Genomic DNA, 23,289 nt, shown 5'->3' with positions numbered 1-23,289 from the left:
GTCCGTCACGGCCCACGGCGGGCCGTGACGGACCGGTCGCCCGCGGTGAGTTCGACCTGACCAGCAGACCTGCTGTACAGTCTGTCTCGCAGCCGAGGGGAAGCCCGAAGGCCGCGAAACCTGGTCCTGTGGAGCAGTTTGGAGTGCTCGCCACCCTGTCAAGGTGGAGGCCGCGGGTTCAAATCCCGTCAGGACCGCAGAAGAAGGCCCGCACCGGTTGGTGCGGGCCTTCCGCGTTGTCCGGGCCCTTGACGACCCCGGGCGGCCCCGGGTACCCCAGTGTCCTGGGGGCAGGGGCAGGGCAGGCCCGGTGCGGAGGTGGCGCGGATGACGTCGTCCACGACGAGGCACGAGACGAGGGCGCTGCTGCGCGCCCATCTGGCGGCCGTTTCCGGCTCCCGGCACCTCACCCGCCACTGCCCGGTCTGCCACCGCCTCCTGCGGCTCGCCATGGAGTCCGCGGGCGAGCCTCCCCGGACCGGGGACGAAAGTCCCGGCGGCCGGTGACCAATGACGGGTCCGCGGCGTCCTTCCGGGTGGCAGGCTCATCTTTGGCAAGAGTTGTGCGGTGTGACGGGTGTCACCGAACGAGTTTTGGAAACCGCTTAACTTACGCCCTCCCTACAACACCCCCATTTAATATGTGCAATTGCACCACCCCGTAGCGGACCCCGGACCTCCCGGGGAGCCCTCGGGCCGGCCCCCGCACCAGGGCCCCCAGGGGCATGAAAAAGACCGCACCGGACCCGGCGGAGTCCAGTGCGGTCGGTGACGAAGGCCCGTTGGGGCGGGCAGCCGTCGGTAGAGCTAGGGGTGGGCGGAGCCGGGTTGGGGGACCCGACGAAGCCCGTTACGGGGTGTTTCAGGCCTCGCTGCGCTGCTGCGGAATGCCCGCGAGCAGTGCGCGGACCTCTGCCTCGCGGTAGCGGCGGTGTCCACCAAGGGTGCGGATGGACGTGAGCTTGCCCGCCTTGGCCCAGCGGGTCACCGTCTTCGGGTCCACGCGGAACATCGTGGCGACCTCAGCCGGGGTCAGCAGCGGCTCGGCATCAGGGGTGCGAGCGGTCATGAGCGGCCTCCTCGGGAGAACCGAACCTTCTCGGTTCTTTCCTCTAAATTCTGCACCTTGACCCGCGTTGCCCGAAATGGCGGACGCGAGCCGAGTCGGTTATAGGACGAACGGCTTGTCCTCGGCACTACAACTACACCATCTGTCCAGCGACGTCGGCCAAACCGATGGAATTGCCCTCTCAGGTGTCCATCAGCGGCGGAAGCCGATGGACCATGCCATAGCGGACAGTCACGCCACAGTGACGATCAGTCACAGAGCGATCAGGAGTCATCAGACCCCCCATAGAGTGCAATGCAAGGCATTCCGACCTTAGTTGGACGGATGGAGCCCTCCCCGGACTCCTTGTCCTATTTTGGCACGAGGGTGGGCGATGGGCGCAAGGGCGAGGTAAGTGCGATCCGTCACGCTTGAACCAAAGGCCCGGATCAGGACGTAGGTCCCGGGCGGCCGGGACGAGTGGCCCGCGCCCCTCGCGCGCGCGAGGCGCCCGGAGGGAGCCGAAGGGCCCTCAGTTGGCGAACTGGCGGTCCCGCACCGCGCGCCAGCGCCGCGTCAGCCGCTCGTACGCCACGCCCGCGCCGTCCCCGTCGCCGTCCCGCAGCGCCGCCATCCCCGCCGCCACGTCCGCCGCCGACCGGTCGTCGGCCAGCTGCTCGTCCGTCAGCGCGTGCACCAGGCCGCCGTAGTCCAGCTCCACCAGCGAGCGCGGGTGGAACTCCTCCAGCCAGCGGCCCACGTCCACCAGGCCGTCGGTGAGCGGCCCGTCGTCCACCGAGTCCCGCAGCGTGCGCAGCGAGCGCGCCACCCGCCGCCGGGCCTGCACCATCGGCGTGCGGTAGCGCAGCAGGGGCGCCCGGCCCGGCACGTACTCCCGCTCCTCGTCGGCGAAGAGCGCGAACCAGCGCACCGGCACCTGCCACACCGAGGTCCTGATCCACGGCCGGGCGTCCGGGTTGCCCTGCCGCCAGCGCTCGTAGTCCGCCGCAGCCTGCCCCCGCACCACCGGCGGCAGCGCCGCGTCGAGCAGCGCGGTCGGCAGCAGCCCGGGCAGCTCCTCCAGGGCCAGCCAGCCGCGCAGCCGGGTGCGCCACGGGCAGACGCACACCACCCCGTCCAGCACGGCCACGAAGGCGTCCCCGCTCTCGTGCACCGGCACCGGTACCGGCGGGGTCGGCAGCAGGTCCGCCAGCGAGCGGCGCAGCTCGTCCTGGGCGGTGGGGGTGCGCGGCAGGCGGGCGTAGCGCGTCCAGTGGCCGCGCTCCGGCTCGGGGAACGCCGCCAGCGGCTCGTACACGCGCAGATAGGAGGCGTACGGGACGAGTACCGAGGACACCGCTGGCATGTCGCAAATCCTTCCACGCCCGTACTCCGCGAGGGGGTGATCCCGGGCACTCGGCGGATCCTCGCCCCCCGAGGACTTACCCTCGTCCCGAACCGGTCCCTCCCCACCCGCAGGAGGGTCCTCAACCGCCGCTTCTTACAGGGGAGTCACCACCGTGACCGACGTAACCGGCGTTCCTGTCACCTCCGCAGACGTGCTGCACACGCTCTTCCGCTCGGACCAGGGCGGCCACGAGCAGGTGGTGCTGTGCCAGGACCGTGCCTCCGGCCTCAAGGCCGTGATCGCCATCCACTCCACCGCGCTGGGCCCCGCCCTGGGTGGTACCCGCTTCTACCCGTACGCCACCGAGGAGGCGGCCGTCGCCGACGCGCTGAACCTCGCCCGGGGCATGTCGTACAAGAACGCCATGGCCGGCCTGGAGCACGGCGGCGGCAAGGCCGTGATCATCGGCGACCCCGAACTGGTGAAGAGCGAGGAGCTGTTGCTCGCCTACGGGCGCTGCGTGGCCTCGCTGGGCGGCCGCTACGTGACGGCCTGCGACGTCGGCACCTACGTGGCCGACATGGACGTCGTCGCCCGGGAGAACCCCTGGACCACCGGCCGCTCCCCCGAGAGCGGCGGCGCGGGCGACTCCTCGGTCCTCACCTCCTTCGGCGTCTTCCAGGGCATGCGGGCCGCCGCCGAGCACCTGTGGGGCGACCCGTCGCTGCGGGGCCGCACGGTCGGCGTCGCCGGCGTCGGCAAGGTGGGCCACCACCTGGTGGAGCACCTGCTCGGCGACGGCGCCGAGGTCGTCGTCACCGACGTGCGCGAGGAGTCGGTGCGCCGGGTCACCGACCGCTTCCCCCGGGTGCGCGTGGTGGCCGACACCGGGGCGCTGATCCGCGTCGAGGGCCTGGACGTGTACGCGCCGTGCGCGCTGGGCGGCGCGCTGGACGACGCGACCGTCCCGGTGCTCACCGCGAAGGTCGTCTGCGGCGCGGCCAACAACCAGCTGGCCCACCCGGGCGTCGAGAAGGACCTCGCCGACCGCGGCATCCTCTACGCGCCGGACTACGTGGTGAACGCGGGCGGGGTGATCCAGGTCGCCGACGAGCTGCACGGCTTCGACTTCGACCGGTGCAAGGCGAAGGCCGCGGGGATCTTCGACACCACGCTGCAAATCTTCGCGCGTGCGAAGGAGGACGGGATTCCGCCGGCCGCGGCGGCCGACCGGATCGCCGAGCAGCGGATGGCGGAGGCGCGCCGCCGCTAGTTCTTGACAGTGCCCGCGCCCGGCGCGGTCCCGGGCCGGTTCGCCGAGAGCGAGATTACTCACGCCCGTCGGCGGGTCGGCCCTCAAGAAGGAGTTAAAATCGCAGCTGACCAGCGAGGACGGAGCGCCTCGCGGGTTCTGCGCGGAGGCGCGTCATGCGGGCGGCGTACCGTATGGCCCCGGAAGCAGGTACCGTTGAAGCTCCACGGACCGGTCTCTCCACGGAGAGTCCGTTCCGACTCATGAACGCGTGTCAAGACTCTGGGGCCGCCAAGCCCCATCACCGAGGGGGTCGAGCCATGGGGCGCGGCCGGGCCAAGGCCAAGCAGACGAAGGTCGCCCGCCAGCTGAAGTACAACGGCGGCGGGACTGACCTGTCGCGTCTGGCCAGCGAGCTGGGCGCATCGACGACTTCGAGCCAGCCTCCGAACGGAGAGCCGTTCGAGGACGACGAGGACGACGAAGACGACCCGTACGCCCGCTACGCGGAGTTGTACGACGAGGACGAGGACGAGGACGACGAGTCCGGTCCCGCGTCCCAGCGCCGCGGCGCTTGACGTCACTGAACACTGATCGTCCGACCGCGATCACACCGACCCGGTCCGGGGAGCCCCCGGACCGGGTTCTGTGCTGTCCGGGTGCCGCGTCGCCCGCGCTGATCCACTGATCAGGGCCGCCGCGGCAGAACGGCGGGTGCCCCGGCCGTCGCCGTGACGGCCGGGGCACCCGTGCGTGCTAGTTCGCGTAGTCGTTCACCAGGGACGCGCCCGTGGTGTGCTCCCCGCGCTCGGTGACCTCGCCGGCGACCCAGGCCTCGACGCCCCGGTCGGCCAGGGTGGCCAGCGCGACGTCCACCGACGCGGCGGGCACCACGGCCATCATGCCGACGCCCATGTTGAGCGTCTTCTCCAGCTCCAGGCGCTCCACCCGGCCCGCCGTGCCGACCAGGTCGAAGATCGCGCCCGGCGCCCAGGTCGAGCGGTCCACCACGGCGTGCAGCCCGTCCGGGACGACCCGGGCCAGGTTGGCCGCGAGGCCGCCGCCGGTGATGTGGCTGAAGGCGTGGATCTCGGCCGTGCGGGTCATCGCCAGGCAGTCCAGCGAGTAGATCTTGGTGGGCTCCAGGAGCTCCTCGCCCAGGGTCCGGCCCAGCTCCTCGACGTGGGTGTCCAGCGCCATGCCGGCCCGGTCGAAGACGACGTGGCGGACGAGCGAGTACCCGTTCGAGTGAAGGCCGGAGGACGCCATGGCGATCACCGCGTCCCCCGTACGGATGCGGTCGGGGCCCAGCAGCCGGTCGGCCTCGACCACGCCCGTGCCGGCGCCGGCGACGTCGAAGTCGTCCGGGCCGAGCAGGCCGGGGTGCTCCGCGGTCTCGCCGCCGACCAGCGCGCAGCCGGCCAGCACGCAGCCCTCGGCGATGCCCTTGACGATCGCGGCGACCCGCTCGGGGTGGACCTTGCCGACGCAGATGTAGTCGGTCATGAACAGCGGCTCGGCGCCGCAGACGACGATGTCGTCCATGACCATGGCCACCAGGTCGTGGCCGATCGTGTCGTACACGCCCAGCTGGCGGGCGATGTCCACCTTGGTCCCGACGCCGTCGGTGGCCGAGGCCAGCAGCGGGCGTTCGTACCGCTTGAGGGCGGAGGCGTCGAAGAGGCCGGCGAATCCGCCGAGGCCGCCGAGGACCTCGGGGCGCCGCGTCTTCTTCACCCACTCCTTCATCAGCTCGACGGCGCGGTCGCCCGCCTCGATGTCGACGCCCGCGCTCGCGTAGCTGGCACCAGTGGTCTCAGACTCGGACATGGGTTGAGAACTTTCGTGTCGTACTGCGGGGTCTGTACTGCGGGGTCTTACGGACGGCGGAGCGCGTCGGACGCCGCGGTGGCGGCGGGGCCGGCGGCCAGCTCGGTCTCCAGGAGCTGCTTGCCGAGCAGTTCGGGGTCGGGCAGCTCCATCGGGTACTCACCGTCGAAGCAGGCGCGGCAGAGCTGCGGCTTGTCGATGGTGGTGGCCTCGATCATGCCGTCGATGGAGATGTACGACAGCGAGTCGGCGCCCAGGGACTTGCCGATCTCGTCGATCGTCATGCCGTTGGCGATCAGCTCGGCGCGGGTGGCGAAGTCGATGCCGAAGAAGCACGGCCACTTCACCGGCGGCGACGAGATCCGGATGTGGACCTCGGCGGCACCGGCCTCGCGGAGCATCTTGACCAGGGCGCGCTGGGTGTTGCCGCGGACGATCGAGTCGTCGACGACCACCAGGCGCTTGCCCTTGATGACTTCCTTGAGCGGGTTGAGCTTCAGCCGGATGCCGAGCTGCCGGATGGTCTGGGACGGCTGGATGAAGGTCCTGCCGACGTAGGCGTTCTTGACGAGGCCCGCGCCGAAGGGAATGCCGCTGGCCTCGGCGTACCCGATCGCGGCGGGGGTGCCGGACTCGGGCGTCGCTATCACCAGGTCCGCGTCGACCGGGGCCTCGGCGGCCAGCCTGCGGCCCATCTCGACGCGCGAGAGGTAGACGTTGCGGCCGGCGATGTCGGTGTCGGGGCGCGCCAGGTACACGTACTCGAAGACGCAGCCCTTGGGCTTCGCTTCCGCGAATCGTGAGGTGCGCAGTCCGTTCTCGTCGATGGCGACGAGCTCGCCCGGCTCGATCTCGCGCACGAAGCTCGCGCCGCAGATGTCGAGGGCGGCGGACTCGGAGGCGACCACCCAGCCGCGCTCCAGGCGGCCGAGCACCAGCGGGCGGATGCCCTGCGGGTCACGGGCCGCGTACAGCGTCTGCTCGTCCATGAAGACGAGGGAGAAGGCGCCCCGGACCTCGGGGAGGACCTTCGTGGCAGCCTGCTCGATGGTGAGCGGCTTGCCGTCGTCGTCCGTCTGGCCCGCGAGGAGCGCGGTGACCAGGTCGGTGTCGTTGGTGGCGGCGACCTGGGTGGCGCGGCCGTTCTCCTTGGGCAGGGCGGCGACCATCTCGGCGAGCTGCGCCGTGTTGACCAGGTTGCCGTTGTGTCCCAGGGCGATGGAGCCGTGCGCGGTCGCCCGGAAGGTGGGCTGCGCGTTCTCCCACACCGAGGCTCCGGTGGTGGAGTAGCGGGCGTGTCCGACCGCGATGTGGCCCTGGAGGGAGCCGAGGGAGGTTTCGTCGAAGACCTGGGAGACGAGGCCCATGTCCTTGAAGACGAGGATCTGGGAGCCGTTGCTGACCGCGATTCCCGCGGATTCCTGACCCCGATGTTGGAGGGCGTAGAGCCCGAAGTACGTGAGCTTTGCGACCTCTTCGCCCGGCGCCCAGACCCCGAAGACGCCGCAAGCGTCCTGGGGGCCCTTCTCGCCGGGGAGCAGATCGTGATTGAGTCGACCGTCACCACGTGGCACGGCTCCGAGTGTAGGCGAGATCGACCACTGGTCCGAATTGGGGACGGGGGCGGACCGGGGTCGCACGGCGCGCTGGACGGCGCATCGGCTCGTACGTTCCTACGACCCGGCGCTCCGTTCGCGCCTGTGGAAGTGCCCGAAAAAGGGCCTCCCCCGCGTCCGTTCTTTGCTATTACGCCCCGGTTGGCGCGGGCGCCCCGGCTCCGCCCCGCCGCCACCCGCACCCCTCTGACCAGCCCTTTCACCCCACCTGTCACGGACAGCCGCCGAGTGCGCACGCAACTGCCCGGCGGGGCCCTCCCGAGGGCGCGCGGCGCACGGGGCCGACGGCCCCCGACCGGGGCCCGGAGTGTGACGGAGTTCGCAGCCGCACCGACGGCTCCCGGCCGCCCGGTCGCCCCGGGGCGACCTTGACAGGGGCACGGCCCCTCGGTCAGGCTCCGGGCCATGCAGCCCCTCGGTGACGGGTCCGTCACGCTCGTGGAGCGCCGCCACGTCGACCTGGTCCGTGTCGCGAGCGCCATCTGTCGCTGCCCGTAGCCGGAGCGCGCCGCCCGAGCGGCCACCGCGCTCCGTCCCGTACGCCTTCCCCTCCCCCCTTCTCCAGCCGCGCGCCCCGAGGCGCCCGCGGCCGGGTCGACGTACCGCTACAGGAGTCCCCTTGTCCCCGCACGACCGCACCCTGTCCCGGCGCGCCCTGGGCGGCGCCGCCCTCGCGGGCGCAGCCACCGCGGCCCTCGGCGAGGGCACCGCCCACGCCGCCGCCGAGCGCCCCTTCCGCGCCGCCCGCTCGCTGGGCCGCGGCGCCCGGCGCCCCAACATCCTGTTCGTCCTCGGCGACGACCTCGGCTGGGCCGACCTGTCCTCCTACGGCTCGCCGCACATCAGGACCCCGCACCTGGACCGCCTCGCCCGCCAGGGCGTCCGCTTCACCGACGCCTACTCCGGCTCCGCCACCTGCTCCCCCACCCGCTTCAGCCTCTACACCGGCCGCTACCCCGGGCGTACGAAGGGCGGGCTCGCGGAGCCGATAGCCGACCGGTCCGTCGGGCTCGACCCCACCCACCCCACGCTGGCCTCGCTGCTGCGCGGCGCCGGGTACGCCACCGCCCTGATCGGCAAGTGGCACTGCGGCTACCTCCCGGACTACAGCCCCACCCGGTCCGGCTGGGACGAGTTCTTCGGGAACTTCGGCGGCGCCCTGGAGTACTACTCCAAGCTCGGGCTCGGCGGCGAGTACGACCTGTACGAGGGCGACGCGGAGTACCGGGACCTGCGCTACTACACGCGGATCCTGACCGAGCGTGCCGTCGAGTACGTCGGGCGCGACCACGACCGGCCCTGGCTGCTCAACCTGAACTTCACCACCCCGCACTGGCCCTGGATCGCCGACGGCGACACCGCGACCAGCGCCGAGGTGGTGCGCCGGATCAAGGCGGGCGACGGCGGGGCCCTGTGGCACCAGGACGGCGGCTCGCTGGCCACGTACAAGAAGATGGTCGAGGACCTCGACCGCTCGGTGGGCCGGGTGCTCGACGCGCTGCGGCGCTCCGGGCAGGAGGACGACACCCTGGTCGTCTTCGCCAGCGACAACGGCGGCGAGCGCTTCTCCTACACCTGGCCGCTGAGCGGCAACAAGGCCTCGCTCCTCGAAGGCGGCATCCGGGTCCCCACCGTGCTGCGCTGGCCCGCCCGGATCGAGGGCGGCCAGGTCAGCCACGAGCCGGTGTTCTCCCCGGACTGGACGGCCACCCTCCTGGAGCTGGGCGGCGCCCGCCCGCACCCGGCCCACCCGCTGGACGGACACAGCCTCGCCGGCTACCTGCTGCGCGGGGCGGAGCTGCCCGAGCGGGACCTGTTCTGGCGGGTGCGCGGGGAGCGGGCGCTGCGGCGCGGCCCGTGGAAGTACTACCGCGGGAAGTCCGGCCGCGACCAGCTCTTCGACCTCTCGGCCGACCAGCGCGAGCAGGCCGACCGGGCCCCGTTCGAGCAGGCCAGGCTCGCCGGGCTGCGGGCCGCCTGGGAGCGGGTGGACGCGACGCTGCTGCCCTACCCGGCCGCCTGACGGCTCAGGACCCGGCGCCCTCCGGGGCGGCTCCGGCCGTCGCGCTCAGGCCCTGCCCGGACGGTCCGGTCAGGGTCAGGGTGCGGTGGTCCAGCTTGTACGCGACCTTGCCGTCGAGCACCTTGAGCAGGGCCTGCTCCAGCTCCTGGGCCGGGCCCTGGCACAGCTTGCGGGTGGTGGCCAGGCGGCCGAAGGCGAAGGTGGAGCCGGTGGCGGGCGCGGTGGCGGTGAAGGTGTTGCAGCCCAGGCTGCCGCGCACCGACCCGTCCTCGCCGAGGACCAGGTGCGCCCCCTTCTCCGTACCGGCGGGCAGGGAGCGTGCCGTGCCGCCCGAGGTGAGCGCGTCGACGGTCCAGGTGGTGCCGGTCAGCGGGGCGTCCGGCTCGGCGGTCAGCGCCACGGCGTCGCCGGAGGCGGTGGTCAGCGTGAGCCGGTCGTCGGTGACCTTCGCCGTCAGCTTCCCGGTGAGGGCGTGCTTGAAGGCGGTCTCGAAGTCCTGGACCTTCTGCTCGCAGGCCATCTGGGTGCTGACGCCCGGCTTCACGGTGACGGTGTCGCCGGAGACGGCGGCCGTGGCCTGGAAGTGGTTGCAGCCGTAGCTGCCCCGGGCCCCGCCCTTGGTGTCGATCTCGACGTGGGCGCCCGCCGGGGCGGCGGTGCGCCGGCCGCCCGCGGTCACGCTCTCGACCGTCCAGTGCAGTCCGGTCACGGGCGCGTCCTCGGCGACCGAGTCGCCCGCCTTCGGACCCGAGGCCGATTCGGTCCCGCAGGCGGTCAGGGCGAGCAGGGCTACGGCGGTGACGGCGGTGATGCGCTGCTTCTCCATGGGGGTGGGACGGGCCGGGGGAGCCTCCGGTTCCACCTTTTCTGTCATGCGCGGCTCAGGCTGCGACCCGGCCCGCCGCCCGACGGGCCCTCGTCTTCCGTCCTGCGCGGCCCAGGCCGCGGCCCGACGGACCCTCACCCCATCAGGGGCAGCAGCTCCGAGAGGTCCGCGCGCTCCCCGCTCGCGCTGATCCGCGCCGCGTCCTTCTCGTGCGCCCAGGTGGTGCGCCCGGTGGCGAGCCGGATCCAGGTCAGCGGGTCGGTCTCCACCACGTTCGGCGGGGTGCCCCGGGTGTGGCGCGGACCCGCCACGCACTGCACCACGGCGTGCGGGGGCACCCGCACCTCCACCGAGCCGCCGGGGGCCCGCACCGCGAGCGCGTCGGCGAGCAGCCGGGTGCAGGCGGCGAGCGCCTGGCGGTCGTACGGGACGCCGAGGCCCGGCACCGCGTCGTTCAGGTCGTCGGTGTGGACGACGAGTTCGACGGCCCGGGTGACCAGGAAGTCGCCGAGCCGCATGGCGCCGACCCGCACCGGCACGACCCGCTCGTCGCCGGCCGCGTCCAGGACCGCGCGGCAGTCCTCCTCGGCGCGGGCGAGCAGCTCCGCCGTCGTGGCGCCCGCCGCCAGGGCCCTGGTGTCCTCGTCGATGCTCCCGGAGACCGCGGCCGTGGCGAACGGCCAGTCCAGGAGCGCCAGCCCGGCCTTCGGCGGCTCGGGCAGCGCCAGCGCGCGCGGCACAGACCCGAGCACCATCGCCAGGTGCGCGGCCAGGTCCCGCACCGTCCAGTCGCCCAGCCGGGTCGGCGCCGCCAGCCGCTCCTCGTCCAGCGTGAGCAGGGCGTCCCGCACGTGCCCGAACTGGGCGAGCACGGCGGCGCGGGTGCGGGCGGGGTCGTAGCTGCGGGGGCGCTTCCTGGCGGGTGGCATGGGGGCGAGCCTACGCAGTCGGGTCAGCGTCCCGCGGCGCCGACCGGGCCCGGCACCGTGAACTCCTCGCCGTTGCCCGGCACCCCGACACCGGACCAGCTGAAGGGCACGCCCCGGGCCGTCGTCAGGTCGGGTCCGTCCATCAGCTGGAAGTGCACGTGCGGCTCGCTGGAGTTGCCCGAGTTGCCGCACTCGGCGAGCACCTGGCCCCGCGCCACCCGGTCCCCGGGCCGCACCCGGAGCGAGCCGCGCCTGAGGTGCGCGTACACCGCGTGCGTACCGCCGCCCAGGTCGAGCACGACGTGGTTGCCCAGGACGCGGCGCGGGCCCGCGAGGCCGCGCACGTCCGACTCGACCAGCAGCAGGTAGAGCACGCCCGGCAGCGAGGTGCGGCTGAAGTGGTCGCGCTGGCGGTCCTCGGCGTGCACCACCGTCGCGTCGGCGACGGCGAGCAGCGGCGCGCCGAACGCGGGGTAGGAGCCGTTGCGCCGCAGCAGCGGCCACAGCCAGGAGAAGCCGGGGCGCGGCCGCTCGTCCGACTCGGCGGTGACGTCGATCGCGTACGTCTGCGCCAGCAGGTGCGTGCCGTGGCTGGGGACCCGGTCCGCCGGGCTGTTCAGCGCCGACCAGCGGCCGGCCACCGGGGCCGCCACCTCCACCGGCTCCGGCACGGGCAGGTCCGGGTCGGGCCGGGCGCCGCGCCGCAGCGCGAACTGCAGGGCCAGCGCGGCGAGCAGCGGGAGCCACCCGCACCAGTAGCCGTACGGCAGGTCGACGAAGAACGAGGCGACCGCCTGGGCCACGAAGGCCAGCACGAGCAGCCGGACGAGCAGCGCGGTCGACTTCCGTCTGTGCAGGGCCATGTTCACGGCGACTTCCCCCGGTTCCTTGTTCCCGCCCGCTACGGGCGGGCGGCGGTGAGCGCCACGAGCAGCGGCACCACGCGGGCCGCCGGGACCTCGTAGTGCCCGCGGCCCGCGGCGTGCAGCCAGCCCGCGCCGGTCAGCTGGCGCAGGTGGTGGTAGACCTGCCCGGTCGTGCCGGTCTCGGGCAGCTCGGCCAGTTCGGCGGCGGTGCTGCGGCCGCCGAGCACCTCGCGCAGCAGCCGCAGCCGTACGGGATGACCGAGCGCGGCGAACGCGTCGGCCGTCGCGGACCAGTCGTCGTCGAGGAGCTGCTCGGTGAGCGCGCCGTACTGCCACTCGTACCGCTCCCCGCGCGGCAGCCGTACGGCTCCGGTGAAGAGCACCCCGCCGGACTCGCTCCCCGCCTGCTCCAGCTGGGACTTGAGCCCTTCGAGCGCCCAGAGCGCGCCCTCGCCGGGCGCGGCGGGCGGCGCGGAGCCCTCCAGTGCGGCCATGCGCCGCTCCAGCTCGGCGACGCGCTGTTCCAGGTCCATGCCGGTAGATTACGTAATTACGTAAGTACGCACAAGAGTGGGTGCGGACATGCCGGGAGCCCCCGTCCGCGCACCGGCGGACGGGGGCTCCCAGGGGTGGAACGTCAGGCCAGCAGGCCCGGGATCGTCGCCTCGTGGGCGTCCCGCAGCTCGCTCAGCGCGATGCTGAACTCGCCCTGCACGTCGACCTCTTCGCCGTCCACGACACCGATCCGGGTGGCCGGAAGACCGCGCGCGCCGCACATGTCGGTGAAGCGCAGCTCCTCGCTGCGCGGCACGGACACCACGGCACGGCCCGCGGACTCGCTGAACAGCAGCGTGAACGCGTCCAGGCCGTCCGGGACGACCAGCCGCGCGCCCCGGCCGCCGCGCAGGCACGACTCCACGACCGCCTGGACCAGGCCGCCGTCGGACAGGTCGTGCGCGGCGTCGATCATCCCGTCGCGGGAGGCCGAGATCAGGATCTCGCCGAGCAGCTTCTCGCGGTCCAGGTCCACCTGCGGCGGCAGGCCGCCCAGGTGCTGGTGCACCACCTCGGACCAGGCCGAGCCGCCGAACTCCTCGCGGGTGTCGCCCAGCAGGTAGAGCAGCTGGCCCTCCTGCGAGAACGCCATCGGCGTACGCCGGTTGACGTCGTCGATCACGCCGAGCACCGCGACCACGGGCGTCGGGTGGATCGCCACGTCACCGGTCTGGTTGTACAGCGAGACGTTGCCGCCGGTCACCGGGGTGCCCAGCTGCAGGCAGCCGTCCGCGAGGCCGCGGGTGGCCTCGGCGAACTGCCACATCACGCCCGGGTCCTCCGGCGAGCCGAAGTTGAGGCAGTCCGAGATCGCCAGCGGCTTCGCGCCGGTCGCGGCGACGTTGCGGTACGCCTCCGCCAGCGCCAGCTGCGCGCCCGTGTACGGGTCGAGCTTCGCGTACCGGCCGTTGCCGTCGGTCGCCAGCGCCACCCCGAGGTTGGTCTCCTCGTCGATGCGGACCATGCCCGCGTCCTCGGGCTGCGCCAGCACCGTGTTGCCCTGCACGAACCGGTCGTACTGGTCCGTGATCCACGCCTTGGAGGCCTGGTTGGGGTGCGCGACCAGCTGCAGGACCTGCGCGCGCAGCTCCTCGGAGGTGGCCGGGCGGGGCAGCTTGCCCGCGTCGTCCGCCTGGAGCGCGTCCTGCCACTCGGGGCGGGCGTACGGGCGCTGGTAGACCGGGCCCTCGTGGGCGACGGTGCGCGGCGGCACGTCCACGATCTGCTCGCCGTGCCAGAAGATCTCCAGCCGCTCGCCGTCGGTCACCTCACCGATGACGGTGGCGATGACGTCCCACTTCTCGCAGATCTCCATGAACCGCTCGACGTGCTGCGGCTCGACCACCGCACACATCCGCTCCTGCGACTCGCTCATGAGGATCTCCTCGGGCGAGAGCGTGGCGTCGCGCAGCGGTACGGAGTCCAGCTCCACCCGCATGCCGCCGGAACCGGCCGAGGCCAGCTCGCTGGTGGCGCAGGACAGCCCGGCGCCGCCGAGGTCCTGGATGCCCGCGACCAGCTTCTCCGCGAAGATCTCCAGGGTGCACTCGATGAGGAGCTTCTCCTGGAAGGGGTCGCCGACCTGGACGGCGGGGCGCTTGGTGGGCTTGGCGTCGTCGAAGGTCTCGGACGCGAGGACCGAGACGCCGCCGATGCCGTCGCCGCCGGTGCGGGCGCCGTACAGGATGACCTTGTTGCCCGCGCCGGAGGCCTGGGCGAGGTGGATGTCCTCGTGCTTCATCACGCCGATGCAGCCGGCGTTGACCAGCGGGTTGCCCTGGTAGCAGGAGTCGAAGACGACCTCGCCGCCGATGTTGGGCAGGCCCAGGCAGTTGCCGTAGCCGCCGATGCCCGCGACCACGCCGGGCAGCACGCGCCGGGTGTCGGGGTGGTCGGCCGCGCCGAAGCGCAGCGGGTCGACCACGGCGACCGGGCGGGCGCCCATGGCGAGGATGTCGCGGACGATGCCGCCGACGCCGGTGGCCGCGCCCTGGTAGGGCTCGATGTACGAGGGGTGGTTGTGCGACTCGACCTTGAAGGTGACCGCGTACCCCTGGCCGACGTCGACGACGCCCGCGTTCTCGCCGATGCCGACGAGGAGCGCGTCGTTCTCCGGGGCCTTCTCGCCGAACTGCTTCAGGTGCACCTTGCTGCTCTTGTAGGAGCAGTGCTCGGACCACATGACGGAGTACATGGCCAGCTCGGCGCCGGTCGGGCGGCGGCCGAGGATCTCGCGGATACGCGCGTACTCGTCCTGCTTCAGGCCCAGTTCGGCCCACGGCTGGTCGGTGTCCGGCGTCCCGGTGGCGTGCTTGACGGTGTCGAGGCTCATCAGACGCTGGCCTTGTTCATGAGGTTCTTGAGGATCGAGGTGAAGAACCCGAGGCCGTCCGTCTTCCCGGTGCCGATGAGCGGCTCGACGGCGTGCTCGGGGTGGGGCATCAGGCCCACGACGTTGCCCGCCGCGTTGGTGATGCCGGCGATGTCGCGCAGCGAGCCGTTGGGGTTCGTGTCCAGGTAGCGGAACGCCACCCGGCCCTCGGCCTCCAGCTCGTCGAGCGTGCGCTCGTCGGCGGTGTAGCGCCCGTCCATGTTCTTGAGCGGTACGGAGATCTCCTGGCCCTGCTCGTAGTCGGCGGTCCAGGCGGTGTCCGCGTTCTCCACCCGCAGCTTCTGGTCGCGGCAGATGAAGTGCAGGTGGTTGTTGCGCAGCATCGCGCCGGGCAGCAGATGGGCCTCGGTGAGGACCTGGAAGCCGTTGCAGATGCCGAGGACGGGCATGCCCGCCTTCGCCTGCTCGATGACGCTCCCCATCACCGGCGAGAACCGGGAGATGGCGCCCGCGCGCAGGTAGTCGCCGTAGGAGAAGCCGCCGGCCAGGACGACCGCGTCGACCTGCTTGAGGTCCTTGTCGCGGTGCCACAGGGAGACCGGCTCGGCGCCCGCGAGCCGGGCCGCGCGCAGCGCGTCCTGGTCGTCGAGCGTGCCGGGGAAGGTGACGACGCCGATGCGTGCGGTCACGACTCGACCTTCACGACGTAGTCCTCGATGACGGTGTTGGCGAGGAAGGTCTCGGCCATCTCGTGGATGCGGGCGAGGGCGGCGTCGTCGACCGGCCCCTCCACCTCCAGTTCGAAGCGCTTCCCCTGGCGGACGTCGGCGATCCCGTCGAAACCGAGGCGGGGCAGTGCACGCTGCACCGCCTGTCCCTGCGGGTCGAGGATCTCCGGCTTGAGCATGACGTCGACTACGACGCGTGCCACTGGCACTCCCGGTGGTGTGTTGCGTGGGCGGTTCCCTCAGCGTACCTGCCTCCAAATTCTACGCGGGTAGACATCTGGAGGACCCTACAAAGAGCCTGTTAGGGACCGGCAAGGAAAATCCTGGTGAAATATCGAGGCGGCCATTGCGGCCCCCGGGACACGCTGATGGAATTGCCGGGGCTTCACAATACGCCGCCCGCCGCTGTACAAAGGTTTCCAGAGGAAAGCAACATTGCTCCCTCAGTAGCCGGGAATCCGGCATCGCCGCACGTCAAACGCGTGCCTAGGGTGACGGACACACGTCGGCGCCCGGCGGTGCCACAGGAAAGGACCGATATCCGTGGCGCAGCGCGTAGTGGTCACGCTCTCCGACGACATCGACGGAGGAGAAGCGGCGGAAACGGTCACGTTCGGCCTGGACGGGAAGTCGTACGAGATCGACCTCAATCCCGCCAATGCAAAGAAACTGCGCAAGGCCCTGGCCCCCTACATGGCGGCGGGCCGAAAGCGTGCGGCCGGGGCGAGGGCGGGCAAGCCGGGCAAGAACGGCGCGGACAAGGCGCGCACCTTCACCTCGCTGGAGCCGGACCCGGCCGCCGTCCGCGCCTGGGCGCTGTCGCACAAGATGGACGTGCCGGCCCGCGGCCGCATCCCCAAGCGCGTCTACGAGGCCTTCCACCAGGCCGGTTGAGACCGCCCGCTGACGGTCCGCCAGCAATCGATTTGCATCGCACCCCCGGTCGTGGGCTAGAGTTTGGACCACGCCGAGGGGCGAGGCCGAAAGGCCCGGCCAGCGGATCGTGCGGGTGTAGTTCAGTAGCAGAACATCTCCCTTCCAGGGAGAAGAGGCAGTGTGCAATTCCTGTCACCCGCTCTCATCACTCTCCAGGGCCACTTCGGTGGATGAGGTAGAGTGGTGGACGCACCGCCCGGTGAGAGCCGGTCGGAGGCACTGCGGACGTGGCTCAGTTGGTAGAGCATCACCTTGCCAAGGTGAGGGTCGCGAGTTCGAATCTCGTCGTCCGCTCAGAGTGAAGGCCCTGATCGAAAGATCGGGGCCTTCGTCGTGTCCGGGGCCGGTGGATCCGTACCGCTGACATTTGTCATGCGGGCTCGTGAAGGACCGCACTGCCGACGGCGCCGGTCCGGGCCGAGCCTGGAGGCATGACCAGCGACCACTGCGTGATCGAAGCGGACGGCCTGCGCCGCACCTACGCGGGCGGATACGAGGCGGTCGGCGGGATCTCCCTGCGCGTGACGCGCGGCGAGGTCTTCGCCCTCCTCGGCACCAACGGCGCGGGCAAGACCTCCAGCGTCGAACTCCTCGAAGGACTGGCCCCGCCCACCGCGGGCACGGTGCGCGTCCTCGGCCACGACCCCTACCGCGAGCGCGCCGCCGTGCGCCCCCGGATCGGCATGATGCTCCAGGAGGGCGGCTTCCCCTCCGACCTGACCGTCGCCGAGACCGTACGGATGTGGGCCGGCTGCACCAGCGGCGCCCGGCCGCTCGGCGAGGCCCTGGCCCAGGTCGGCCTCGGCCACCGCGCCAAGGTGCGGGTGAAGCAGCTGTCCGGCGGCGAGCGGCGCCGCCTGGACCTGGCGCTCGCCCTGCTCGGCCGGCCCGAGGTGCTGTTCCTGGACGAGCCGAGCACCGGCCTCGACCCCGAAGGGCGGCGCGAGACCTGGGAGTTGGTGCGCTCGCTCAGCGAGGAGGGCATGACCGTCCTGCTCACCACCCACTACCTGGAGGAGGCCGAGGAGCTCGCCGACCGGCTGGCGATCATGCACGAGGGCCTGGTCGTCGCCTCCGGCACCCCGGCCGAGGTGACCGCCTCCCGGCCCTCCCGGATCACCTTCACGCTGCCCGCGGGCGTCACCCCGGCGCGGCTGCCGCTCTCGCTGCGGGCCGCCGCCGACGGCTCCCGGGTCAGCGTGCGCACCGAGAGCCTCCAGCACGACCTGACCGAACTCCTGGTCTGGGCGCGGCAGTCGGACGTACGGCTCGACGGCCTCGACGCCCGCTCGGCCTCGCTGGAAGAGGCCTTCCTCGACATCGCCCGCACCCAGAAGACGGGGGTCTGACCGATGGGCACCACCACGCTCGACCGCACCACGCGCGCCGGCGCCACCACCCGCGCGCCCGCCCGGCTGGCCGCCCTGGGCCGCGCCGAACTGACCCTCCTGGTCCGCAACCGCACCGCCCTGTTCGTCGGCCTGCTCATGCCCCCCGGCATGGTCCTGGTCACCAAGTCCGCGCTGAACGGCATGGACCTGGGCAAGGCCGGGCTCAACCTCGGCCAGGCCCTGGTCATCAGCGGCATCGGGCTGGCCCTGGTCCTGGTGGTCCACCTCAACCTCGTCTCCGCGTACGTCTCGCGGCGCGAGGAGCTGGTCCTCAAGCGGCTGCGCACCGGCGAGCTCTCGGACCGCGAGATCCTGGCCGGCACCGCGCTGCCGTCCGTCGGGCTCGCGCTCGCCCAGGTGGTCCTGGTGTCCGTCGCGGGCATCGCCTTCCTGGACGCGGGGGCGCCGCAGCGGCCCGAACTCCTGCTCGTGGGGCTGGCCCTGGGCGTCGTACTGCTGGTCGCGCTGTCCGCGGCCACCGCGGTGGTCACCCGTACGACGGAGAGCGCCCAGGTCACCACGCTGCCGATGTTCTTCGTGAGCATGTTCGGCTCCGGCCTGCTGATCCCGCTGGACGTGCTGCCCGACAAGGTGGCCTCGGTGTGCGAACTGCTGCCGCTGACCGGTGCGATGACGCTCGTACGGGCCGGCTGGGCCGGTGGCGTGGGCGGCGGCGAACTGCTCGGCGCGGCGGGGACGGCACTGGCCTGGACGGTGCTCGCGGTGTTTGCTGTCCAGCGGTGGTTCCGCTGGGAGCCGCGCCGCTGATCCGGCACGGCGCGACCGGGACGAGACGACGGGACGGGTACGGGAACGGCATGGGCGTGAGGGACTGGCGCGGCGGCAGCGGCCTGGCGAAGGTCGCGCTCTACACCCGCGGGACCGTGTACTTCCTGGTCTGGTCGGCGGTGTTCGTCCTCGGGGCGCTGCTGCTGATCCGGCCCGTCCGGCAGGAGGTGCCGGTGCTCGCGGTCGTGGCGCCGCTGCTCAACCTCCTCAACGGCTGGCTCTGCCACCGCCTCGCCCGCGCCTCCATGGCCGCCTACCTGGCCCGCACCTCCGCCGACCGCCGCACCGTCGCCGCCGCGGCCGCCACGACCGCCGCCCTGGTCGGGTGCGTGGTCGCGCTGGCGTTCCTGGTCGACCTGCACGGCCTGCTGCCGCTGATGGCGGGCGCGGCGCTCGCCCCGTTCTTCAGCGGGCACGTGCTCGTGGTGCGCCGCCGGGTCAGCGCGCTGCTGCACGCGTGCTGCCTCACCGCGCTGGGCTTCGTGGTCTGGCTCAGCGGCCAGACCCAGTCCGGGCCCGAGCCGGGGCGGACCCGGTCGGTCCTGGTCAGCGTGCTGGTGACGGCGTCCATCGCCTGGGTGGTCAGCTGGTTCGCGGTCAGCGTCCGGCTCTCGATGTGGGTCCTTGCGGTGATGTACGAGCTGAAGGACGCCCGGGACCTCCAGGGCCGGCTCGCCGTCGCCGAGGAGCGGCTGCGCTTCGGGCGCGACCTGCACGACGTGATGGGCCGCAACCTGTCGGTCATCGCCCTCAAGAGCGAACTCGCCGTCCAGCTGGCCCGGCGCGGCCGCCCCGAGGCCGTCGACCAGATGACCGAGGTCCAGCGCATCGCCCGGGAGTCCCAGCGCGAGGTGCGCGCCGTGGTGCGCGGCTACCGGGAGGCCGACCTGCGGGTCGAGCTGGAGGGCGCGCGGGGCGTGCTGACGGCGGCCGGGATCGGCTGCTCCGTCGAGCAGGGGGCGCCGGGCGGCCCCGGCGACCTGCCGCTGTCGGACGGGGCCCGGGCCGCCCTGGCCTGGGTGGTGCGCGAGGCCACCACCAACGTCCTGCGGCACGGCGAGGCCCGGCACTGCCGGATCGCGCTGCGCCGCGCGGGCGGGCGGGCGGAACTGGTCGTGGAGAACGACGGGGCCCGCACCGGCGCGGACCCCGAGCGGTCCGCCGGGTCCGGGCTCGCCGGGCTGCGCGAGCGGCTCGCGGCGGTCGCGGGGACCCTGGAGGCGGGTCCGGTGGAGGGCGGGAGCTTCCGGGTGACGGCGCGCGTCCCCCTCGTACCCCTGGAGTCCGGGCGGGAGCCCGAGGAGGAGGCGGCGCGGTGAGCGAGGAGACCGGGAGCGGGCGGGACGGTGCCGTGCGGGTGCTGCTCGCCGACGACGAGCACCTGATCAGGGGCGCGCTGGCCGCGCTGCTCGCCCTGGAGGACGACCTGGTGGTGGTCGCCGAGGCCGCGTCGGGGCCGGAGGCCCTCGCGATGGCCCGCGCCCACCGGCCGGACGTCGCGGTCCTCGACCTGCAGATGCCGGGCGCCGACGGTGTGAGGGTCGCCACAGTGCTGCGCACCGAACTCCCCGGCTGCGCGACCATGATCGTGACCAGCCACGGCCGCCCCGGGCACCTCAAGCGGGCCCTGGCCGCGGGCGTGCGCGCCTTCGTGCCGAAGACCGTCAGCGCCCAGCGGCTCGCCGAGATCATCCGCTCGGTGCACGCCGGGAACCGTTACGTGGACCCGGAGTTGGCGGCCGACGCGATCTCCGCCGGGGACTCCCCGCTGACCGCGCGGGAGGCCGAGGTGCTGGAACTGGCGGGCGACGGGGCGCCGGTCGCGGAGATCGCCGAGCGCGCCTCGCTGTCCCAGGGCACGGTGCGCAACTACCTCTCCTCGGCCGCCGCGAAGCTCGGTGCGGAGAACCGTCACGCGGCCGCCCGGCTCGCCCGCGAGAAAGGTTGGGTATAGTGGGCAGCGCGCTTCGGCGCATGCGGACGTGGCTCAGTTGGTAGAGCATCACCTTGCCAAGGTGAGGGTCGCGAGTTCGAATCTCGTCGTCCGCTCAGCTCAGGAAGCCCCCCGGTCCTCTCGGACCGGGGGGCTTCCTGGCGTTCCGGGTCAGCTCCAGGTGTTGCCGGTCAGCTGCTCGTACGCCTCGATGTACTTGGCGCTGGTCGCCTCGGCGACCTCGGCGGGCAGCGCGGGCGGCGGCAGTTCGCCGTGCCGGTCCCAGCCGGAGGCGTCCGAGGTCAGCCAGTCGCGCACGAACTGCTTGTCGTACGACGGCTGGGCGTGGCCCGGCTCCCAGGAGGCGGCCGGCCAGAAGCGCGAGGAGTCCGGGGTGAGCACCTCGTCGGCCAGCACCAGCGTCCCGCCGTCGAAGCCGAACTCGAACTTGGTGTCCGCGAGCAGGATGCCGCGCTCGCGGGCGATGTCCCGGGCCCTGCCGTACACCGCGAGGGTCGTCTGGCGCAGCTGCGCGGCGGTCTCCGCGCCGACCTGGCGGGCCACCTCCTCGTAGCTGACGTTCTCGTCGTGGTCGCCGACGGCGGCCTTGGTGGCGGGCGTGAAGATCGGGGCGGGCAGCTCCGAGCCGTCGGTCAGGCCCTCGGGCAGCGCGACGCCGCAGACCGTGCGGGACTCGCGGTACTCCAGCAGGCCCGAGCCCGCCAGGTAGCCCCGGGCCACGCACTCCACCGGCACCATGTCCAGCTGCTTGCAGACCAGGGTGCGGCCCGCCCAGTGCGCCGGGGCGCCCTCGGGCAGCTCGGTGGAGACCACGTGGTGCGGGACCAGGTCGGAGAGCCGGTCGAACCACCACAGGGAGAGCTGGGTGAGCACCCGGCCCTTCTCGGGGATCTCGGTCGGCAGCACCCAGTCGTAGGCGGAGATGCGGTCGCTGGCGACCATCACGAGGTCGCCCGCCTCGTTGCGGTACAGCTCGCGCACCTTGCCGGTGTGCAGGTGCACCAGGCCCGGGACCTCAAGGGGTTCGGGCTTTTCGACGAATCCGGACACGGTTCCTCCCCGTGGTTCTGTCCAATCACCACGATTCTCGCCCATGCCCGCGGCCCGCACCGCCCCGGCCCCCGCCCGTGGCCTGGGGATCTCCACGGGCGGCCGTCCGCCGGATCGTTACGGCAGGTGTCGTACGGGGCTCAGTCCCGTTTGCAGATACGGTCCAGCAGGTTCGCCGTGGCCCGCTGCACCCGCGCGTCCACGTGGCCCGGGCGGTCCAGCGCGGGGGACCAGGCGAAGGTGCCGGACGCGAAGACCAGGGCCCCCGAGGGCGCCCGGTACAGGCTGGTCTCCTGGTGGCGCCGGGCGCCGTCGCCGTCCTCGTAGGGCGAGTGGGCGAGCAGGATGCGGCCCTGGTTCTCCGGCAGCGCGGTGCGCGGGAAGTAGCGGTCGGCCTCGCCCGCCACCAGGCCCGGGACCTCCTCGCCCTCGGCCGCCCCGCTGGCCTCCCACAGCCAGTGGTCGGCGTTGCGCACCACCAGCGGGGACGGCTCGGGGACCCGGCCCGCGTACTGGATGCCGAGCAGCTGCTGCTCCGGCCGGTCCACCTCGCGCCACAGCGCCGGGCGGCCGGGCCCGCGCCGCTTGCGGCAGGTCAGCAGCCGGTCGGGCACGCCCGAGGGCGACGGGCCGAGCTCCACCTGCCAGTACATGGTGTTGGCGGACAGGAAGACCAGCGAGGTGCCCGACTCGCGGGCCAGCTCCACGGTCCGCCGCATCGGCGCCGACCAGTACTCGTCGTGGCCGGGGAAGACCAGGCCCCGGTAGCGGGTCGGGTCCACCCGGCCCGCGTGCAGGTCCCGGGCGTCGGCGTAGGCCAGGTCGTACCCGTACCGCTCGGCCCAGCGGATGAAGTCGTACGCGTGCCCCACGTGCAGCGGCAGTCCCGCGCCCGCGTAGGGCCGGTCGAAGGAGACCGTGGTGGCCGCCTCGGACTCGCCGAGCAGGTGCCCCTGCTCGTCCCACGCGTGGTAGAGGCTGGCGCCGGTGCGGCCGTCCTCCGGGTAGAGGTTGTACGCCTGCCAGGTCACGTCCGGCAGGAGCAGCAGCAGGTCCGCCGGGTGGTTGTCACGGACGGTGAAGGGGATGTGGGAGCGGTAGCCGTCGGCGGTCGTGAGCACCGCGACGTACGCCCCCAGCGACCAGTACGACGGGATCTGCAGCCGCCAGGACAGCCACCAGTGGTGGCAGGAGACCGTGCGGTCCGCCGTCAGCGGCGGCGGCTGGACGATCCCGGAGAGCCGCGGACTCGTGGTGATCTTCGCCGCGCCGTCGCCGCCGTAGTGCCCGATCCGGTACACGTCGACGAAGAACTGCTGCGGCGGGTCCACCGTGATGTGGAAGTCGATCGCCTCGCCCGGCGTCGCGGCGCCCGGGGAGACGAACCCCTTGATCTGCCGGTGCACGTCGTCCGCGCTGCGCGGGCCGCTGGTGCGCGCCCGGTCCGGGTCCGCGTACCAGGCGACCGCCTGCCCGTTGCCGTCGAAGTAGTGCTCGCTGCCGCGCAGCCACGGCAGCGGTCCCTGGCCGAACGGGTCCGTCACCGCGTGCGCGAGGGCCCCGGACTCCCAGCGCCGGATCTGCTCCGCCCCCATGACGCGCCCCTCCCTCGACTCCCCGTCGATCGTGGCCGGTTGGTGCTGTCCGGCACGTGCCCCCGCGGCCGTCCCCGAACGTGCGCGGTACGACGCTGCGCAGTCAGTGCCGGTCTCCAGCACATCACATAACGCACGGTCTCCGTCACTGTTCGTCGCGCATTGAATGCCGCCGGAGCGAAATTTCCGGGGCGGATTTCACGCAGCGTGACGGCTTCGCC

At 72.7% G+C, this 23,289-nt stretch carries 23 protein-coding genes and 4 tRNA genes; 14 read left to right on the top strand and 13 right to left on the bottom strand.

Going from position 1 to position 23,289, the window contains the following annotated elements; all coding sequences use genetic code 11:
- Positions 1-122 precede the first annotated feature (122 nt).
- Both ABT160_RS19310 and ABT160_RS19305 read left to right on the top strand, forming a co-directional pair.
- Positions 123-197, top strand: a tRNA-Asp gene (locus ABT160_RS19310).
- A 130-nt stretch (positions 198-327) separates the two neighbouring features.
- Positions 328-507 (top strand): DUF6274 family protein, encoded by a 180-nt coding sequence (locus ABT160_RS19305; RefSeq protein ID WP_351648864.1) that lies wholly within the window; start codon positions 328-330, stop codon positions 505-507.
- Between the two features lie 355 nt (positions 508-862).
- Here ABT160_RS19305 and bldC read toward each other — a convergent pair whose 3' ends face one another.
- Both bldC and ABT160_RS19295 read right to left on the bottom strand, forming a co-directional pair.
- The gene (bldC, locus tag ABT160_RS19300) at positions 863-1,069 is read right to left on the bottom strand and encodes a developmental transcriptional regulator BldC (RefSeq protein WP_003949541.1); all 207 of its coding nucleotides are present in this window, start codon (positions 1,067-1,069) and stop codon (positions 863-865) included.
- A 511-nt stretch (positions 1,070-1,580) separates the two neighbouring features.
- Positions 1,581-2,414: a DUF8083 family protein gene (locus tag ABT160_RS19295; protein WP_351648863.1), complete on the bottom strand. Its 834-nt coding sequence runs from the start codon at positions 2,412-2,414 to the stop codon at positions 1,581-1,583.
- Between the two features lie 154 nt (positions 2,415-2,568).
- Between ABT160_RS19295 and ABT160_RS19290 the strand changes: the two genes are divergently transcribed.
- Positions 2,569-3,669: a Leu/Phe/Val dehydrogenase gene (locus tag ABT160_RS19290; protein ID WP_351648862.1), complete on the top strand. Its 1,101-nt coding sequence runs from the start codon at positions 2,569-2,571 to the stop codon at positions 3,667-3,669.
- 299 nt (positions 3,670-3,968) lie between these two features.
- Positions 3,969-4,226 carry a DUF3073 domain-containing protein gene (locus tag ABT160_RS19285; RefSeq protein ID WP_351648861.1) on the top strand — a complete coding sequence of 86 codons (258 nt, stop codon included), beginning with the start codon at positions 3,969-3,971 and terminating at the stop codon, positions 4,224-4,226.
- A 178-nt stretch (positions 4,227-4,404) separates the two neighbouring features.
- On the opposite strand, the gene purM is transcribed toward ABT160_RS19285, so the two are convergent.
- Positions 4,405-5,478, bottom strand: a complete 1,074-nt coding sequence (gene purM / locus ABT160_RS19280; protein WP_351648860.1) for a phosphoribosylformylglycinamidine cyclo-ligase — start codon at positions 5,476-5,478, stop codon at positions 4,405-4,407.
- 47 nt (positions 5,479-5,525) lie between these two features.
- A complete protein-coding gene (gene purF / locus ABT160_RS19275) occupies positions 5,526-7,052 on the bottom strand; it encodes an amidophosphoribosyltransferase (protein ID WP_351648859.1) in 1,527 nt (508 codons plus the stop codon).
- 447 nt (positions 7,053-7,499) lie between these two features.
- On the opposite strand from purF, the gene ABT160_RS19270 reads away from it, so the two are divergent.
- Together ABT160_RS19270 and ABT160_RS19265 are read left to right on the top strand one after the other, a co-directional pair.
- Positions 7,500-7,592: a putative leader peptide gene (locus ABT160_RS19270; RefSeq protein ID WP_351648858.1), complete on the top strand. Its 93-nt coding sequence runs from the start codon at positions 7,500-7,502 to the stop codon at positions 7,590-7,592.
- A gap of 121 nt (positions 7,593-7,713) precedes the next feature.
- On the top strand, positions 7,714-9,117 hold the full coding sequence (locus tag ABT160_RS19265; RefSeq protein ID WP_351648857.1) for a sulfatase family protein: 1,404 nt from the start codon (positions 7,714-7,716) through the stop codon (positions 9,115-9,117).
- Positions 9,118-9,121: 4 nt separating this feature from the next.
- On the opposite strand, the gene ABT160_RS19260 is transcribed toward ABT160_RS19265, so the two are convergent.
- The 7 genes from ABT160_RS19260 to purS form a co-directional block, all read right to left on the bottom strand.
- Positions 9,122-9,943, bottom strand: coding sequence for an META domain-containing protein (locus ABT160_RS19260; RefSeq protein ID WP_351648901.1), 822 nt, complete (start codon positions 9,941-9,943; stop codon positions 9,122-9,124).
- A gap of 134 nt (positions 9,944-10,077) precedes the next feature.
- On the bottom strand, positions 10,078-10,872 hold the full coding sequence (locus ABT160_RS19255; RefSeq protein WP_351648856.1) for a maleylpyruvate isomerase family mycothiol-dependent enzyme: 795 nt from the start codon (positions 10,870-10,872) through the stop codon (positions 10,078-10,080).
- 23 nt (positions 10,873-10,895) lie between these two features.
- On the bottom strand, positions 10,896-11,729 hold the full coding sequence (locus tag ABT160_RS19250) for a M23 family metallopeptidase (protein ID WP_502984264.1): 834 nt from the start codon (positions 11,727-11,729) through the stop codon (positions 10,896-10,898).
- A 44-nt stretch (positions 11,730-11,773) separates the two neighbouring features.
- Positions 11,774-12,271 (bottom strand): ArsR/SmtB family transcription factor, encoded by a 498-nt coding sequence (locus ABT160_RS19245; RefSeq protein WP_351648854.1) that lies wholly within the window; start codon positions 12,269-12,271, stop codon positions 11,774-11,776.
- A 104-nt stretch (positions 12,272-12,375) separates the two neighbouring features.
- Positions 12,376-14,625, bottom strand: a complete 2,250-nt coding sequence (gene purL / locus ABT160_RS19240) for a phosphoribosylformylglycinamidine synthase subunit PurL (RefSeq protein WP_351648853.1) — start codon at positions 14,623-14,625, stop codon at positions 12,376-12,378.
- Positions 14,625-15,314 (bottom strand): phosphoribosylformylglycinamidine synthase subunit PurQ, encoded by a 690-nt coding sequence (purQ, locus tag ABT160_RS19235; protein ID WP_351648852.1) that lies wholly within the window; start codon positions 15,312-15,314, stop codon positions 14,625-14,627. The genes purL and purQ overlap by 1 nt, the downstream gene beginning before the upstream one ends.
- Positions 15,311-15,556, bottom strand: a complete 246-nt coding sequence (gene purS, locus ABT160_RS19230; RefSeq protein ID WP_351648851.1) for a phosphoribosylformylglycinamidine synthase subunit PurS — start codon at positions 15,554-15,556, stop codon at positions 15,311-15,313. Before purS ends, purQ begins: the two co-directional genes overlap by 4 nt.
- A 340-nt stretch (positions 15,557-15,896) precedes the next feature.
- Between purS and ABT160_RS19225 the strand changes: the two genes are divergently transcribed.
- The 8 genes from ABT160_RS19225 (at position 15,897) to ABT160_RS19190 (ending at position 20,518) form a co-directional block, all read left to right on the top strand.
- Entirely contained in the window at positions 15,897-16,247 is a 351-nt protein-coding gene (locus ABT160_RS19225) for a histone-like nucleoid-structuring protein Lsr2 (protein ID WP_351648850.1), read from the top strand.
- Positions 16,248-16,358: 111 nt separating this feature from the next.
- A tRNA-Gly gene (locus ABT160_RS19220) sits at positions 16,359-16,430 on the top strand.
- An 80-nt stretch (positions 16,431-16,510) separates the two neighbouring features.
- Positions 16,511-16,583, top strand: a tRNA-Gly gene (locus ABT160_RS19215).
- Between the two features lie 137 nt (positions 16,584-16,720).
- A complete protein-coding gene (locus ABT160_RS19210) occupies positions 16,721-17,638 on the top strand; it encodes an ABC transporter ATP-binding protein (RefSeq protein WP_351648849.1) in 918 nt (305 codons plus the stop codon).
- Positions 17,639-17,641: 3 nt separating this feature from the next.
- Positions 17,642-18,448, top strand: coding sequence for an ABC transporter permease (locus tag ABT160_RS19205; RefSeq protein ID WP_351648848.1), 807 nt, complete (start codon positions 17,642-17,644; stop codon positions 18,446-18,448).
- Positions 18,449-18,498: 50 nt separating this feature from the next.
- A complete protein-coding gene (locus ABT160_RS19200; RefSeq protein WP_351648847.1) occupies positions 18,499-19,788 on the top strand; it encodes a sensor histidine kinase in 1,290 nt (429 codons plus the stop codon).
- Entirely contained in the window at positions 19,785-20,423 is a 639-nt protein-coding gene (locus ABT160_RS19195) for a response regulator transcription factor (protein WP_351648846.1), read from the top strand. Before ABT160_RS19200 ends, ABT160_RS19195 begins: the two co-directional genes overlap by 4 nt.
- A 22-nt stretch (positions 20,424-20,445) precedes the next feature.
- A tRNA-Gly gene (locus ABT160_RS19190) sits at positions 20,446-20,518 on the top strand.
- Between the two features lie 55 nt (positions 20,519-20,573).
- On the opposite strand, the gene ABT160_RS19185 is transcribed toward ABT160_RS19190, so the two are convergent.
- Positions 20,574-21,473, bottom strand: coding sequence for a phosphoribosylaminoimidazolesuccinocarboxamide synthase (locus ABT160_RS19185; RefSeq protein WP_351648845.1), 900 nt, complete (start codon positions 21,471-21,473; stop codon positions 20,574-20,576).
- Positions 21,474-21,613: 140 nt separating this feature from the next.
- Positions 21,614-23,068 carry a N,N-dimethylformamidase beta subunit family domain-containing protein gene (locus tag ABT160_RS19180; protein ID WP_351648844.1) on the bottom strand — a complete coding sequence of 485 codons (1,455 nt, stop codon included), beginning with the start codon at positions 23,066-23,068 and terminating at the stop codon, positions 21,614-21,616.
- Positions 23,069-23,289: the final 221 nt, after the last annotated feature.

Source organism: Streptomyces sp. NPDC001941 (assembly GCF_040296945.1).
Taxonomy (GTDB): domain Bacteria; phylum Actinomycetota; class Actinomycetes; order Streptomycetales; family Streptomycetaceae; genus Streptomyces.
This window is presented reverse-complemented; position numbering and strand designations above follow the sequence as displayed.